Annotated in this window: 13 protein-coding genes and 1 pseudogene; 6 read left to right on the top strand and 8 right to left on the bottom strand. The window is 66.0% G+C overall.

From position 1 onward, the window contains the following. Positions 1-155: 155 nt before the first annotated feature. Together rpsP and ffh are read right to left on the bottom strand one after the other, a co-directional pair. Positions 156-611 (bottom strand): annotated as a pseudogene (rpsP, locus tag GKE62_RS17370) (30S ribosomal protein S16); the annotation flags it as partial. 50 nt (positions 612-661) lie between these two features. Beyond that, entirely contained in the window at positions 662-2,131 is a 1,470-nt protein-coding gene (ffh, locus tag GKE62_RS17365; RefSeq protein ID WP_154693322.1) for a signal recognition particle protein, read from the bottom strand. Positions 2,132-2,351: 220 nt separating this feature from the next. On the opposite strand from ffh, the gene GKE62_RS17360 reads away from it, so the two are divergent. Genes GKE62_RS17360 through GKE62_RS17335 form a run of 6 tightly spaced genes read left to right on the top strand, consistent with a single transcriptional unit; the run spans position 2,352 to position 8,363 of the window. Continuing rightward, positions 2,352-4,061, top strand: a complete 1,710-nt coding sequence (locus GKE62_RS17360) for a bifunctional diguanylate cyclase/phosphodiesterase (RefSeq protein ID WP_154693321.1) — start codon at positions 2,352-2,354, stop codon at positions 4,059-4,061. 53 nt (positions 4,062-4,114) lie between these two features. Beyond that, positions 4,115-4,918 (top strand): diaminopimelate epimerase, encoded by an 804-nt coding sequence (dapF, locus tag GKE62_RS17355; protein ID WP_154693320.1) that lies wholly within the window; start codon positions 4,115-4,117, stop codon positions 4,916-4,918. Then, on the top strand, positions 4,918-6,072 hold the full coding sequence (locus GKE62_RS17350; protein ID WP_154693319.1) for a MiaB/RimO family radical SAM methylthiotransferase: 1,155 nt from the start codon (positions 4,918-4,920) through the stop codon (positions 6,070-6,072). Before dapF ends, GKE62_RS17350 begins: the two co-directional genes overlap by 1 nt. Further along, a complete protein-coding gene (gene ftsY, locus GKE62_RS17345; protein WP_154693318.1) occupies positions 6,069-6,995 on the top strand; it encodes a signal recognition particle-docking protein FtsY in 927 nt (308 codons plus the stop codon). The genes GKE62_RS17350 and ftsY overlap by 4 nt, the downstream gene beginning before the upstream one ends. After that, positions 6,992-7,711: an inner membrane-spanning protein YciB gene (locus GKE62_RS17340; RefSeq protein ID WP_154693317.1), complete on the top strand. Its 720-nt coding sequence runs from the start codon at positions 6,992-6,994 to the stop codon at positions 7,709-7,711. The genes ftsY and GKE62_RS17340 overlap by 4 nt, the downstream gene beginning before the upstream one ends. Before the next feature lie 58 nt (positions 7,712-7,769). After that, positions 7,770-8,363: a urate hydroxylase PuuD gene (locus GKE62_RS17335; protein WP_154693316.1), complete on the top strand. Its 594-nt coding sequence runs from the start codon at positions 7,770-7,772 to the stop codon at positions 8,361-8,363. Between the two features lie 208 nt (positions 8,364-8,571). Here the strand turns inward: GKE62_RS17335 and GKE62_RS17330 are convergent, their stop codons facing one another. From GKE62_RS17330 to GKE62_RS17305, 6 genes are all read right to left on the bottom strand, one after another. Continuing rightward, on the bottom strand, positions 8,572-8,772 hold the full coding sequence (locus GKE62_RS17330; protein ID WP_154693315.1) for a hypothetical protein: 201 nt from the start codon (positions 8,770-8,772) through the stop codon (positions 8,572-8,574). Between the two features lie 28 nt (positions 8,773-8,800). After that, positions 8,801-10,735 (bottom strand): potassium transporter Kup, encoded by a 1,935-nt coding sequence (locus GKE62_RS17325; protein ID WP_154693314.1) that lies wholly within the window; start codon positions 10,733-10,735, stop codon positions 8,801-8,803. A 142-nt stretch (positions 10,736-10,877) separates the two neighbouring features. After that, complete coding sequence (locus tag GKE62_RS17320; RefSeq protein WP_154693313.1) at positions 10,878-11,564, bottom strand: tetratricopeptide repeat protein; 687 nt, start codon at positions 11,562-11,564, stop codon at positions 10,878-10,880. Continuing rightward, complete coding sequence (locus GKE62_RS17315) at positions 11,561-11,977, bottom strand: cytochrome c-type biogenesis protein (protein WP_154693312.1); 417 nt, start codon at positions 11,975-11,977, stop codon at positions 11,561-11,563. Before GKE62_RS17315 ends, GKE62_RS17320 begins: the two co-directional genes overlap by 4 nt. Further along, positions 11,974-12,540 carry a DsbE family thiol:disulfide interchange protein gene (locus GKE62_RS17310; RefSeq protein WP_154693311.1) on the bottom strand — a complete coding sequence of 189 codons (567 nt, stop codon included), beginning with the start codon at positions 12,538-12,540 and terminating at the stop codon, positions 11,974-11,976. The genes GKE62_RS17315 and GKE62_RS17310 overlap by 4 nt, the downstream gene beginning before the upstream one ends. Then, positions 12,537-14,486 (bottom strand): heme lyase CcmF/NrfE family subunit, encoded by a 1,950-nt coding sequence (locus tag GKE62_RS17305; RefSeq protein ID WP_154693310.1) that lies wholly within the window; start codon positions 14,484-14,486, stop codon positions 12,537-12,539. Before GKE62_RS17305 ends, GKE62_RS17310 begins: the two co-directional genes overlap by 4 nt. Positions 14,487-14,510: the final 24 nt, after the last annotated feature.

The raw sequence follows: 14,510 nt of genomic DNA, 5'->3' as shown, positions 1-14,510 counted from the left end.
GGAGCTTGAGCGCTTTCGCCCTCGCCTACTTGGGCATCGTCACCCGCATCGGAGTTTGGGGTCGCTTCGTTGGTTGCTTCCTGAGCCGCCTCGGGAGCGGCGTCCGACGGCGCGTCCTCGCTGGCGACTTCGGCGACGGGCTCTTCAGTCGGCGCCTCGGGAGCGGCTTCCTCGGCGGGCGCCTCCGGAGCTGCTTCCTCTGCGGCGACCTCGACTTCCGGCTCGGGCTCAGGCGCCGGAGCGGCAGCTGCCGCGGCCTTGGCTTCCTCGGCTTCGGCGAGCTTGGTCGCGCGGTCCTCGGCCCGATCCTTGGCCTTCTGGCCCGGCTCGGCCTTTTTCGGGTTGTTGGTCGCCGCGCGTTCCTTGATCCCGGCCTTGTCGAGCATCCGCGCGACGCGGTCGGTCGGCTGCGCGCCGACGCCCAGCCAATAACGAGCACGATCCTCAGTCAGCTTGACGCGGTTGGCGTCGTCCTTGGCGAGCAACGGATTGTAGGTCCCGATCTGCTCGAGATAGTTGCCGTCGCGCGGGGCCCGGCTGTTGGCCACCACGATCCGGTAATAAGGACGCTTCTTGGAACCGCCGCGCGACAGACGCATGGAAACAGACATTGTATTCTACCTTTCCTGAAAATCTTGGTCGTTGAATTCGCTAAAGTCGATTATCTCTTGAGAAGATCGTTGAGGTTGCCGGGAAGCCCGCCGCCACCCAGGCCGGGCAGCTGGCCGCCTCCTCCGCCGAGGCCGGGCGATCCACCCATTCCGCCGCCGCCCATGCCGGGAATTCCGCCCTTGCCGAACAAGGCGCCCAAGCCCTTCAGGCCGCCCATCTTGCGCAACTGCTTCATCGCCCCGCTCATATCCTTGTGCATCTTGAGCACCCGGTTGACGTCCTGCACCTGCACACCCGCCCCCTTGGCGACGCGAATCTTGCGCCTGGCGTTGAGCAGTTCGGGACGGCTGCGTTCCTTGGGGGTCATCGAACCGATGATCGCCTCCATCCGCTGGAGCACCTTGTCGTCGCCGCTTTGCGCCAAGGCTTGCTTTGCCTGCTTCATCCCCGGCATCAGACCAGCGAGCATGCCCAAGCCGCCCATCTTGGTCATCTGGCGCAGCTGGGTACGCAAGTCTTCGAGATCGAACTGGCCCTTGGCCAACCGCCCCGCGAGCTTCTCCGCCTCGTCCTGCTGGATCGTCGCCGCCGCCTTCTCGACGATCGAGACGATGTCGCCCATCCCGAGAATGCGACCCGCTACGCGCGCAGGATCGAAGCTCTCGATGCCGTCGAGTTTTTCGCCCGTGCCGGCAAACTTGATCGGCTTACCAGTGACCGCGCGCATCGAAAGCGCCGCACCGCCGCGCGCGTCGCCGTCCATCCGGGTGAGCACGACGCCGGTCAGCTCGACCTGTCCGGCAAAGCTCTGCGCGACGTTGACGGCGTCCTGCCCGGTCAGTGCATCGACCACCAGCAGCGTCTCGCGCGGCCGGGTGGCGGCCTCGACCGCTTTCAGCTCGTCCATCAGCGCGGGATCGACGTGGAGCCGCCCGGCGGTATCGAGCAGCAGAACATCGACCGCCTGGAGCTTGGCCGACTGCAACGCACGGGAGGCAATCGCCACCGGCATCTGGCCATCGACGATCGGCAGCGTGGCGACGTCGATTTGCTCGCCGAGCACGCGGAGCTGTTCCTGTGCGGCGGGGCGATAGACGTCGAGCGACGCCATCAGCACCTTCTTGCCGTGTCGCTCCTTCAGCACCTTGGCGATCTTGGCGGTGCTGGTGGTCTTGCCCGATCCCTGAAGCCCGGCCATCAGGATCACCACCGGCGGGGCGGCGTTGAGGTCGAGCTCTGATGACTTGCCGTCGTCGCCGCCCAGCGTCGCGATCAGCTCGTCGTTGACGATTTTGACGACCTGCTGACCCGGCGTCACCGAGCGCAGCACTTGCTGGCCGATCGCCGCCTCGGTCACCCGGTCGACGAACCGCCGCACCACCGGCAGCGCGACGTCAGCCTCGAGCAGCGCGATCCGCACTTCGCGCATTGCGGCGCGGACGTCGTCCTCGCTGAGCGCGCCGCGGCCACGCAGCTTGTCGAAGACGGTGCTGAGGCGATCGGACAGGCTGTCGAACACTGGCTCTTCCGTTCGTTCTAGCGAAACGCAAAAAACGCCGGTGGGCGAAACCTCGCCGACCGGCGCGCCGCATTTCGTCGGCGTCGTGGTGATCCGGCCCCTTGCGGAAAGCCGATGTTGCGGGTGCCCTTAGCCATCACGCACGTTGCTGGCAAGCGCCGTCACGGCTCGGGCACATCACTTAACCGGTTGTTAGCCCCGTTTGGGCTAGGCGAGGATGATGGACCAGGGGGAAATCGAGTTGTCGCATCCGTCGCCCGCGACCGACCCTGCCCACGTGGCGGACGTCGCTCAAACGCGCGTCGGCAAGGCCCAGCGCGATGTCGTCGCGCTGGGCCTTGCCGCCGCGGCGATCATCATGTTCGTGGGCACGGGCGGGAGCGTCCTGCCGCAGGTCGTCCGGGCTTGGACCCAAGGCGGCCAGGGCCCCGACGGGATGCTGGTCAATGCGTTGCTCCTGAACATCGCGCTGATCATCTTCGGCTGGCGGCGGTACAACGATCTGACACGCGAGGTCGACGAACGCCGCGAGGCCGAGAAGCGCGCGTGTCTGCTCGCCCTGACCGACCCGCTGACCGGCTGCTTCAACCGGCGCAGCATCGGACCCAAGACCGACGAATTGCTCGCGGTGGCCAAATCCCGCGGTCAGGCGGTAGCGTTCCTGCTGTTCGATCTCGACAACTTCAAGGCGATCAACGATCTCAACGGTCATGTCGCCGGCGACGCGCTGCTCAATGCCGCGGCGCTGCGGGTCAGCCGGCTGCTACCGCCCGAAAACGTACTGGCGCGACTTGGCGGGGACGAATTCGCGGCGGTGATCACTTTCGACCCGGCGAACCCGGCAACTATCGACCGCCTCGCCGACCGCCTCCTCGAAACCGTCGCCATGCCCTTTCAGCACGAGGGGCTGTCGCTCGAAACGACGATCTCGATCGGCATCGCGAGCAGCGACAAGACTCGGTCGGGCGATGGACGGATCGATGCACAGGCGCTGCTGCACAACGCCGACATCGCGATGTACCACGCAAAGAAGCAGGGCCGGAACTGTCATTACTGGTTCGAACCCGAGATGGCCAACGAGCTGCGCTTTCGCAGCGAGCTGGAAACCGGCATCCGCCGCGGCCTGACCCGCGGCGAATTCGTGCCGTATTACGAACAGCAGATCGACCTCGAGACCGGCGAACTGGTCGGCTTCGAGATGCTGGCACGGTGGCGCTCGCCCGCACTGGGGCTGGTCAGCCCCGAGATCTTCATCCCGATCGCCGAGGAAATCGGCGCCATCGCCGAGATGTCCGAACAACTCATCGCCCAGGCCCTGCGCGATGCCTCCACTTGGGATCCCTCGCTGACGATCTCGGTCAATATCTCGGCCATCCAGTTGCGCGATCCATGGTTCGCTCAGCGCATCCTCAAGCTGCTGGTGGAGGCCAATTTCCCCGCCAGCCGCCTCGAGATCGAGATCACCGAGAGCTGCCTTCACGAGAACGTCGGCGTGGTCCGCTCGCTCGTCACGAGCCTCAAGAACCAGGGCGTGGCGATCAGCCTCGACGATTTCGGGACCGGCTATTCGAGCCTTGCCCAACTCCGCTCGCTGCCGTTCGACCGGATCAAGATCGATCGTAGCTTCGTCTCGTCGATCAACGCGAGCAAGGACGCTTCGACCATCGTCAAGTCGATTACCTCGCTGGGCGAAGGGATGAACCTGCCGATCACCGCCGAGGGAATCGAAAGCCCCGAGGTACTCGCCGAACTGCGCACGATGGGCAAATACAAGGGCCAGGGCTATCTCTATGGCCGCCCGGTCGACGCGACGACCGTGGCGCAAATGCTCGCCGAAAAGGGTCTGCTGGTCACCGAGCGCACTACTCAGCTCGATTTGAAGCCCGACGGACCGATCGATGCGCCCGCGTGGTCGGGAACGCACGGCTGATCCTGCAGCCGCTCGGCTGGACGTAAGCCCAGCCAGCGCCTAACTGGCGCGCGATGCGCGTCGAATTCACCAAGATGCATGGCCTTGGCAACGATTTCGTCGTGCTCGATGCGCGCACGACCCCGCTGGCGATGACCAACGGCCTGGCCCACGCGCTCGCCGATCGCAAAACCGGGATCGGCTGCGACCAGCTCATCGTTCTCGTCCCTTCGACCGCTGCCGACCTCGGCATGCGGATCTTCAACGCCGATGGCGGCGAGGTGGAAAGTTGCGGCAACGCCAGCCGCGCGGTGACGATGCTGCTGGGCCATGCAGCGCGGATCGAAACCTTGGGCGGGGTCATCACTGGCGAGCCCGAGCCTGGCGGCGCGGCGGTCGACATGGGCAAGCCGCGCTTCGAATGGCAAGACATCCCGCTGGCCTACGCGATGGATACTCTGGCCCTTCCGGTGGGTTGGGAAGACCTGGAAAGCCCGGTCGCGGTCAACGTCGGCAACCCGCATGTGGTGTTCTTCGTACCCGATTGCGACGCAGTCGATCTCGAGCGGCTCGGCCCGCAAATCGAACACGATCCGCTGTTTCCAGAGCGGATCAACGTCAACGTCGCCACCGTTCACGACGGCGGACTGAGGCTGCGGGTGTGGGAGCGTGGTGTCGGGTTGACCCGCGCCTGTGGCACCGGCGCATGCGCCAGCGCCGTCGCCGCGATCCGCCGCGGGCTGACCTCGCGCGACGTAGCGGTCACGCTTCCCGGAGGCACGCTGCATATCGCCTGGCCGATGGCCGGGGCGGTGCGGATGAGCGGGGCGGCGAGCGAGAGTTTCCGGGGGAGTTTCGATCTGGCGGACTATACCTGATGGCCGACCAGGCGAGCTCGGTGCAGGTGGTCACGCTAGGCTGCCGCCTCAACCACGCCGAAAGCGCACGACTGGCCGTCGCGTTGCGTGAACGGCGTGGCACGGTCGTGGTCAATACCTGCGCCGTCACCGCGCAAGCCGTGCGTCAGAGCCGCCGCGCGGTGCGGCACGCGCGAGGACAGGGGCTGCGCGTGATCGCTACCGGCTGCGCGGCAACGATCGATCCCAAAGGATTTGCAGCGCTGGCGGACGAAGTGCTGCCCAATTCCGCCAAGCCGGAGAGCGCGCTTCCTGCTAGCGCCGACCGGGTGCACACGCGCGCGTTCGTGCCGGTCCAGAACGGGTGCGACCACGCCTGCACATTCTGCATAATCCCCCAGGGCCGCGGCCCCAGCCGCTCGCGACCGATCGCTGCGGTGGTGGATGAGATCGCGGTGCTGGCTGAAACCGGCGTCGGCGAAGTCGTACTCACCGGGGTGGATTTGACCAGCTACGCCGCCCCCAACCTCGGCACGCTCGTCGCCAAGATCCTTGCCAGGGTGCCGGCCCTGCCCCGCCTGCGGCTGTCCTCGCTCGACGGGGTGGAGATCGATCCGCTGCTGTTCGAGCTCATCGTGGGCGAGCCGCGGGTCATGCCGCACGTCCACCTCTCGCTGCAATCGGGCGACGACCTGATCCTCAAGCGGATGAAGCGCCGCCACGCACGTAGCGACGCGGTTCGACTCGTCGAGCGGCTCAAGACGGCCCGCCCCGAGATCGCAATCGGTGCCGACATCATCGCCGGGTTCCCGACCGAGAGCGCTACGGCGCACGCCAGCAATCTTTCACTGATCGAACAATGCGCCATCGTCCATGGCCATGTCTTCCCTTATTCACCCCGCCCCGGGACCCCGGCGGCGCGGATGCCGCAAGTCGATCCGGTCGTGGTGCGCGAGCGCGCGGCCGGACTGCGCGCCGCGGTGGCGACGCGGCGCGAGCGCTGGCTGGCCGGCAAGGTCGGCACCGTCGAGGCGGTGCTTGCCGAGCAGGACGGCACTGGCCACGCCCCCGATTTTGCCCGTTACCGGCTGCCCGAGGCTATTCCTCCTGGAACCGTTGCCATGCTGAGGGCCACATCGGTCGGCGATGGTCTGCTGCTGGGTGAAGCAGCATGAGCGGCGAGAGCTGGACCGACCGCCTTTTCGGCGGCTTTCGCAAGACATCCGAGCGGCTGACCGAGAACCTTTCGGGCATCGTCACCAAGGCCAGGCTGGACGACGCCCAGCTCGACGCGATTGAGGATGCACTGATCCTTTCCGATCTGGGCCCGCGCGCCGCGGCACGCATCCGCGACAAGCTGGCGAACGAGCGCTTTGATCGCGGGCTGACCGACGAGGCGATCAAGCAGGCCGTCGCCGACGAGATCGCCGCGATCCTGCGCCCAGTGGCCAAGCCGCTAGAAATCGTTGCCTTCCCCCGCCCGCAGGTGATCCTGGTGATCGGGGTCAACGGCAGCGGCAAAACCACGACCATCGCCAAGCTCGCGCACTTGTTCCAGGAGCAGGACTACGGGGTGATGCTGGCGGCCGGCGACACCTTCCGCGCCGCCGCGATCGGCCAGTTGCGGGTCTGGGCAGAGCGGCTGGAAGTGCCCATCATTGCGGGCGCCGAGGGCGGGGATCCCGCGAGCATCGTGTTCGACGCGTTGCGCGAGGCGACCGCCACCGGGATCGACGCGCTGGTCGTCGACACTGCTGGGCGCCTTCAGAACAAGCGCGAACTGATGGAGGAACTGGCCAAGATCCGCCGCGTTCTGGGGAGGCTGAACCCGGAAGCGCCGCACGACGTCGTGCTGGTGCTCGATGCCACCAACGGCCAGAACGCCTTGCAACAGATCGAAATCTTCAAGGAGGTCGCCGGGGTGACCGGACTGATCATGACCAAGCTTGACGGCACCGCGCGGGGCGGCGTCCTCGTCGCCGCGGCCGAGCAATACGGGCTGCCGATCCACGCGATCGGAGTTGGCGAGCGGATCGACGACTTGCGCCCATTCGATCCCGATCTGCTGGCGAAAGTCATCGCCGGGGTCGGTCGATGACGGACGGCCGGCCCGTGGAGACCGTCGAGCAGCGCACCGTGCGGCTGGCCTTGGAGCGGATCGAAGGACCACCGCCGGTGCCAAAGCCGCCGCGCAAATCGTCGTGGCTCAACCTGGTGGTCGATTACGGTCCGTTGCTCGTGTTCTTCCTCGCCTATCGCCATTTCAAGCCGGTCGACGACTCATCCGGAGTAGGCGAAGTGATCGCGGTGACCAAAAGCACCGTCGCGTTCATGGTCGCGACTATCATTGCGCTCGTCGTGTCGAAGCTGCGGTTGGGCAAGGTCTCGCCGATGCTGTGGCTGTCGTCGGTGCTGATCATCGGTTTCGGATCGCTGACCGTATGGCTCAACGATCCGTTCTGGATTCAGGTCAAGCCGACGATCATCTACCTCGCCTTCGCCGCCGCGCTGTTCGGAGGGTTGCTGCGCGGCAAGGCGATGCTCAAGTACCTGCTCCAGTCGGCGTTCGAGGGGCTGACCGATCTCGGCTGGCGCAAACTGTCGCGCAACTGGGCGGTGTGGTTCGTCGTCCTGGCCATCGCCAACGAGGTGTTGCGCCGGACATTGAGCTTCGACGGCTGGCTCCAGGCCAAGTTGTGGGGGGTGAGCGTCGCGTCGTTCCTGTTCACCTTCGCCCAGATTCCAATGCTTATGCGCCACGGACTGGGCGCAGATGACGCCGTCGAAGTGGAAACAACGCCGCCGCAGGGTTGAAGACCTCGCGCAACCTGTGACATTAGGCGATCCAAAGGGTTAGCAAGGGGGAATTCCAATGGCCAAGTTTTTCGGCAATCTGCATCTGGTTCTGGTCACCGGGCTGGTCCTGGCGATCGTGGTAATCATGGCGTTCGCGAATGCGACCGGACCCGACGCCGGGGCGATCGCCGGCTACACGATGCACTGGCTCCATACCTTTTTCGGAGTGCTGTGGATCGGCTTGCTCTATTATCTCAACTTCGTGCAAGTACCGACCATGCCCCAGATTCCCGCCGAGCTGAAGGCTGGCGTCACCGGGCACATCGCACCCCGGGTGTTCTTTTTCTTCCGCTGGTCCGCCGCGATCACCGTTCTGATCGGTCTCGCGATGGCTTTCCACCATGGCTACGGTGCCCAAGCGTTGACCTTCCAGGGGGCTGGCGCGGACAAGGTCAACATGATCGGCCTCGGCATGTGGCTTGGCCTGATTATGGCGTTCAACGTGTGGTTCATCATCTGGCCCGCGCAGAAGAAGATCTTGGGCATCGCGGAAGCGACCGCCGAGGAAAAGGCAAAGCTCGCGCCGCGCGCGCTTGCCGCCAGCCGCACCAATCTGCTGCTGTCGCTGCCGATGCTCTACTGCATGGTCAGCGCAAACCTCTACGTCTGAGGGCAGGACCACTCGAACCAAAAAGGGCGCGGCGGCTTCGGCCCCGCGCCCTTTTTTGTACGCCACATTCGTCCAAAATCAGCTTCGTCCTGGAACCAGTCGAAGGACCGCTTTTCTTCAGGCGTCAGCGCCTGGTGCGCAATGGGAAGGACGGTGCTTCGACAAGCTCGGTACAAGCAAGGATTGGGCGCTATCCAACCTGCTGGAACTACTCCACCAGCGGCCGCAGCTTGGCCATTAGCGCGGCGATCCGTTCGCCCGCCTCGGTGAACGTCGCCACGTCCTCGCGGTTGTTGTTGCCGCGGGCTTCCTTGGCGGCTTCGACATAGCCTTCCTGGTCGACCTCGAGCGCGTCGATCAGCATCTCGACCTCTTCCTCGGTCAGCTTGAGGGAAATCGTCTTGGACATGCTTGCTCCGTGACTTGCTTGAAAGGGATCAGATTTCGATCTGGCTGCCGAGTTCGACCACGCGGTTGGTGGGCAGGCGGAAGAACTCCATCGCGCTGGCGGCATTGCGCAGCATCCACGAGAACAGCTTCTCGCGCCAGATCGCCATCCCCGGCTTGGCCGAGGCGATCAGCGTCTGGCGGCTGAGGAAGAAGCTGGTCTTCATCATCTCGAACGGGGCGCCGCACATCGACACCTTGCTCAGTGCGAACGGTACGTCGGTCTCCTCGAGAAAGCCGAAGCGCAGGGTGATGCGATAGAAGCCCTGGCCCAGGTCCTTGATCGCGAACCGCTCGGCATCGTCGACATAGGGCACGTCCTGGATCGCCACCGTCAACACCACCACGCGTTCGTGGAGCACCTTGTTGTGCTTGATGTTGTGAAGCAGTGCGGAAGGCACCCCCGACGAGGTCGAAGCCATGAAGATCGCGGTACCGGGCACCCGCGCGGCGCTGTTGTGCGCGCTTTTGGTGAACACCTCGAAGGGAATCGCACCCTCGGCCATGTTCTGCCGCATCAGCGTCCGGCCGCGCGCCCAGGTCGTCAGCAGGGTGAAGATCGCCATTCCCATCAGCAGGGGCACCCAGCCGCCATCGGGGATCTTGGTGAGATTGGCCGAGAGGTAGCCAAGATCGATCACGAAGAACAAGACCAGCAGCGGCACCGCCAGGATCGGCTTCCACTTCCACATCTGCCACAGCACCACCGCCAGCAGGAAGTTGTCGATCATCATCGCCCCGGTCACGGCGATGCCATAGGCCGCGGTCAGGTTGGAGGAGCGCTGGAACACCAGCACCAGCAGGATCACCGCGATCATCAGCGCCCAGTTGATCACCGGAATGTAGATCTGTCCGGCGGCGGTCTCGCTGGTGTGTTTGATCGTCATGCGGGGAATGAAGCCGAGCTGGATCGCCTGCTGGGTGACAGAAAACGCGCCCGAGATCACAGCCTGGCTGGCGATCACCGCGGCCAGGCTGGCGACGATCAGCAGCGGATACTGGAACCAGTCGGGCGCCAGGAAATAGAAGGGACTCTCCAGGCTCGACGGATCGCGGATCAGCAGCGAGGCCTGGCCGAGGTAGTTGAGGGTAAGCCCGGGGAGCACGAACCACAGCCAAGAGACCCGGATCGGGGCGCGGCCGAAATGACCCATATCGGCATAGAGCGCCTCCGCCCCGGTCACCGCCAGCACTGCCGACCCCATCGCCAGGAACCCGCGGAACGGGTCGGCGATGAACATTTCGACCGCGTGCCATGGATTTAGCGCGCCGATCACCGACGGCATCTCGAGGATCGACAGCCCCCCAAGGACCGAGATGATCCCGAAATAGAGGAGCATGATCGGGCCGAAGAAGGTCGCGACCTTGGCCGTTCCCCGGCTCTGGATGAAGAACAGAAAGACCAGAATTCCGACGACCATCGGCACCACCAAGGCGTTGAGCCCCGGCTCGTAGACCGCCATGCCCTCGATCGCGCCGAGGACCGAGACAGCCGGGGTGATCATGCTGTCGCCATAGAACAGCGCGGTCGCGAACACCCCGAGCAGGATAATTCCGGCGGTCCACTTCTTGCCGCCGACGTTCTTGTTGATCAGCGCCAGGAGCGCCAGGCTGCCGCCCTCGCCCTTGTTGTCGGCGCGCATGATCACGGTGACGTACTTCAGTGTCACGATGATCATCATGGACCAGAACATCAGGCTGATGATCCCGAACACGTGAAGCTGGTCGAGCGGCAGCGCGTGGTGCCCGGCGAAGGTATCGCGCAGCGCGTAGAGCGGGCTGGTGCCGATGTCGCCGAAGACCACGCCGATCGCGCCCACCGCCATCTTGAGCAGCGGACCCCCATGCTGATGACCATGGCCGTGGGCGTGATCCGTCGCCGACGGCGGTTCGGTGATTTCCGTGGCGGTGTCGGCGTCGCTCATTGCGTCATGGACCCCAACGCGACCCGAGTGTCGCCCAACGGACGGCGGCGCTTAGCAGCAGCCCGATGGGGCCGCAACAACGCCATGATCCACCGCGCCTCGATGAAACGAGACGGCAAACACACGGTTCCGCCAACGTCCATCAGGGTTGCGGCGGCGCGCCACTTGCTGCGGCTGACGGGGCCGGAGTATTCGGAGTCGCCGCCCCCTGCTCGCCGATCATCGCGTCGAGCCGGGCCAGCCGCGATTCAAGATCGGCGCGGTAGCCGGCTTCCTTGGGAGCCTGTTCGAGCAGACGCGCCCAGATCACCCGCGCTTCGGCTAGGCGCCCCGATTGCGCCAGCGCCAACCCCATGAAGAACGGCGGCCCGGGGTGTGTCGGCGAGATCGTCGCAGCACGCTGGAACGCGAATTGCGCGGCGGGACTGATGAAGCCATCGCCGTGCCCGACCAGCGCGTTGCCCAACGCGACCCACAAGTCCGCATCCTTCGGATTCTGGTGGACCGCGGTGCGCAGCACTTGCGCGGCGGCGCCGTACTGGCCTTGGCGACTGAGTCCGTCGGCGACGACCAGCCAGCTCTGCCCCGACCCGAACGCGCTGCCCATCGCCTGGCGCTGCGCGATCAGCGCGGCGTCGGCGGTGCCGGGGGTCTCGACCGGCGGCTTGGGCGCGCCCGGCTGGCCCGGCGAGCCTTGCAGCGCATAACCCGCCAGCCCGAGCAGCAAGGCCGCGCCGGCCCATTCCCATCCCGTGCGCGGCAGCTTGAGCAGCCACACCAACGCGGCGAACACTCCGATCGCCAACAGCACGATCAACACCCAGGTCATGGCTTGACCGCCTTGGTCTTGCGAAAGCGCCGCCGCAAAAGCAGCCCGGCGACGAGGAGGAACACCACCGGCGCGGCGAACAACGGCGCGGTCAGCGGGCGGACTTGCGGGGTGTAGGTGACGTAGTCGCCATAGCGCTCGATCAGCCACTGGCGGATGGCCTCGGGCTCTTCGCCCTTTGCAATCCGCTCACGGACCTGGTTGCGCATGTCTCCGGCCATCGGCGCGTCCGAATCCGCAATCGATTGCGACTGGCACTTGAGGCAGCGCAACGTCTCCATCAGCGCCTGCGCCTTGGCCTCCTGCGCGGGGTCGTCGAGCTGCTTGTAAGCATACGGCGCAGGGGGAAGGAGGTCCTGGGCCGTGGCGGGAAGCGAGAAGACCAGCAGCAGTAGAGCGAGAAGTCTGATCATCCCCCCGCCTCCTGCAGCTTGGCCAGGATCGTCGGGATGTCCTCCGCCCGAATGTCGCCGATGTGCTGGTGGCGGATCACGCCTTTGCCGTCGATCACGAAAGTTTCGGGCACCCCCGAACTGCCGATCGCGAGCTGCACCGCGCTGAGGTCGTCGGCGCCGATCCGGGCGAAGGGGTTGCCGTATTGGCCGAGGAAGCGTTGGACGTCCTCCTGGCGGTCGCGGATCGCGACCCCGTCGATCTCCACCCCCTGCTGCGCCAGGGCGGCGAGTTGCGGCGCTTCGGCGGCGCAGGGGATACACCAACTGGCGAAGACGTTGAGCAACTTGGGCTTGCCCGTGGCCATCTCCGCCGTCTTCAGCCCGGGCCGTTCGGGCACCGCGGGGCGCAAATCAAACGCGGGCAGCGGCTTGCCGATGAACGCGCTCGCCACCTCACGGTCGGCGGGGCGAAACAGCCCGACCATGACCAGCACGAAGAAGCCGACGAACAGCGCCAGCGGGAGCCACAGCACCCAGCCGGGGCGGTTCGTTTCGGGCGCGGCGGTGGCCGGGTCGCTCATCGCCCCTGCCTTTCGCGGCGATAGGCGATCTTGGCTTCGGCCCGGGTCCGCTTAATGTCGCGCGATAACCGCCCGATCAGCGCAAGCAGCCCGCCCAGGCCGACCAGGATCCCGCCGTACCAGATCATCGGCACGAACGGCTTCCACCACAACCGCAACTGCCAGCGGCCATCATCGGCCTCTTCGCCCAGCACCGCGTAGAGCTGGCCGTTCCAGCGGGTGTGCAGCGCGCTTTCGTTGGTCTGCTGCGGCGGCGAGGTGAAGTTGCGCGACTGGGTGCGCAGAATGCTGGGGCTGCCGCCGTCGTAGCTGGCGGCGAGCGCGGCCTCGAGCGCGGTCCAGTTGGGTCCGGCCACCGGCTCGATGTCGCGCAGGGTGACCTTCCACGGACCCACGGAATGGGTTTCGCCGACACGCGAAGCGACCAGCTTCTCGATCGAGAACGCGCTGTCGCTGCCGACCCCGAACAGCGCGACCGCGATGCCAAGGTGCGAAACGACCATGCCATAAGTCGGCAACGGCGTGCGCCGCAGGTCGCGGCCGATCAACGGCAACACGCTCGCCACCGCCAGGCCCACCGCTAGCGCCATGCCGAGGAATGGAAGCGGCTTGATCACCGGTGCGAAGGCGACCAGCCCCAGCGCAACAATCGCCGCGGCCAGCGCGGGCAGCGCCAGCCTGCCCGTGGTCCGCCCGGCGCGGTCGTCGCGCCAGCGCAGCAGCGGACCGACCGTCATCACCAGCAGCATAGGCACGAAGAAGATCGCCGCCATCGGGTTGAAATAGGGCGGACCCACCGAGACCTTTTCGCCGAACGCCTCGGTCAGCAGCGGATAGAGCGTGCCGATCAGGACGATGCCGAGGATCGCGCTGAGCATCACATTGTTGAACACCAGAGCCGATTCGCGGCTGACCGCGGCGAACCGCGTGCCCTCGCTGATGGTGCTGGCGCGCAAGGCGAACAGCGCCAGCGCGCCGCCGATATAGATCGTCAGCAGCGCCAGGATGAAGCTGCCGCGCTCGGGATCGACCGCGAACGCATGCACGCTGGTGAGGATGCCCGAGCGGACCAGGAAGGTCCCGATCATCGACATCGAGAACGCCACCACGCCGAGCATCACGGTCCAAGCCCGCAAGGCGTTGCGCGCGGCGAGCACGGTCGAGGAATGAAGCAGCGCAGTCGCCGCCAGCCACGGCATCAAGCTGGCGTTCTCGACCGGATCCCAGAACCACCAGCCGCCCCAGCCGAGTTCGTAATAGGCCCAGTACGACCCCGCGGTGATGCCCAGGCTGAGGAATATCCACGCCCCCAGCACCCACGGCCGCATTGCGCGGGCGAACGCCGGGCCGACGTCGCGGGTGACCAGCGCGCCGATCGCGAAGCTGAACGCGATCGAGAGCCCGACGTAGCCGAGGTACAGCGTCGGCGGATGGAACGCGAGGCCGATGTCCTGGAGCAGCGGGTTGAGCCCGTTGCCCTCGGGCGGCGGCTCGGCCAGCCGCTCGAACGGGTTCGAGGACAGCAGCATGAAGGCGTAAAAGCCCAGGCTGACGAACGCCTGCCCGGCCAGCGTCGCCAGCATCGTGTCCTGGCGCAGGCGCTTCTCGAACAACGCGATGAACCCGCCGCAAAGCGCCATGACCGTAACCCACAGCAGCATCGAGCCTTCGTGGTTGCCCCAGGTTCCGGCCAGCTTGAAGATCACCGGCTTGAGCGAATGGCTGTTGGTCGCGACGAGCTTGACCGACAAATCGGTGCGCAGGAACAGCGTGATCAGCGACAGGAACGCGCCCGCGCAGAGCACACCCTGCACCACCGCGACGGGCCGGACTATCCCGGCCAGTTCGCCGCCCCTGGCGGTCAGCGCGCCCGCACCCGCCGCCAACTGGAGCAACGCCAGGGCGGCCGCCAGCCACAACATCGCAAGACCGAGTTCGGCGATCACGTGAGTCTCCCCCTCCCGCGGGCG

It is taken from the genome of Novosphingobium sp. Gsoil 351 (genome assembly GCF_009707465.1).
Classification (GTDB): Bacteria; Pseudomonadota; Alphaproteobacteria; order Sphingomonadales; family Sphingomonadaceae; genus Novosphingobium.
Note: the sequence above shows the minus strand (reverse complement) of the source record. Positions and strands in the feature narration are given on the sequence as shown.

What these genes read in the sequence shown, in the direction of transcription:
- GKE62_RS17330 (WP_154693315.1), bottom strand. Translation starts at nt 8,772, where the DNA reads ATGTCCAAGACGATTTCCCTCAAGCTGACCGAGGAAGAGGTCGAGATG.
- GKE62_RS17310 (WP_154693311.1), bottom strand. Translation starts at nt 12,540, where the DNA reads ATGAGCGACCCGGCCACCGCCGCGCCCGAAACGAACCGCCCCGGCTGG.
- GKE62_RS17325 (WP_154693314.1), bottom strand. Translation starts at nt 10,735, where the DNA reads ATGAGCGACGCCGACACCGCCACGGAAATCACCGAACCGCCGTCGGCG.
- ftsY (WP_154693318.1), top strand. Translation starts at nt 6,069, where the DNA reads ATGAGCGGCGAGAGCTGGACCGACCGCCTTTTCGGCGGCTTTCGCAAG.
- GKE62_RS17340 (WP_154693317.1), top strand. Translation starts at nt 6,992, where the DNA reads ATGACGGACGGCCGGCCCGTGGAGACCGTCGAGCAGCGCACCGTGCGG.
- GKE62_RS17320 (WP_154693313.1), bottom strand. Translation starts at nt 11,564, where the DNA reads ATGACCTGGGTGTTGATCGTGCTGTTGGCGATCGGAGTGTTCGCCGCG.
- GKE62_RS17335 (WP_154693316.1), top strand. Translation starts at nt 7,770, where the DNA reads ATGGCCAAGTTTTTCGGCAATCTGCATCTGGTTCTGGTCACCGGGCTG.
- GKE62_RS17350 (WP_154693319.1), top strand. Translation starts at nt 4,918, where the DNA reads ATGGCCGACCAGGCGAGCTCGGTGCAGGTGGTCACGCTAGGCTGCCGC.
- dapF (WP_154693320.1), top strand. Translation starts at nt 4,115, where the DNA reads ATGCGCGTCGAATTCACCAAGATGCATGGCCTTGGCAACGATTTCGTC.
- GKE62_RS17315 (WP_154693312.1), bottom strand. Translation starts at nt 11,977, where the DNA reads ATGATCAGACTTCTCGCTCTACTGCTGCTGGTCTTCTCGCTTCCCGCC.
- GKE62_RS17360 (WP_154693321.1), top strand. Translation starts at nt 2,352, where the DNA reads ATGGACCAGGGGGAAATCGAGTTGTCGCATCCGTCGCCCGCGACCGAC.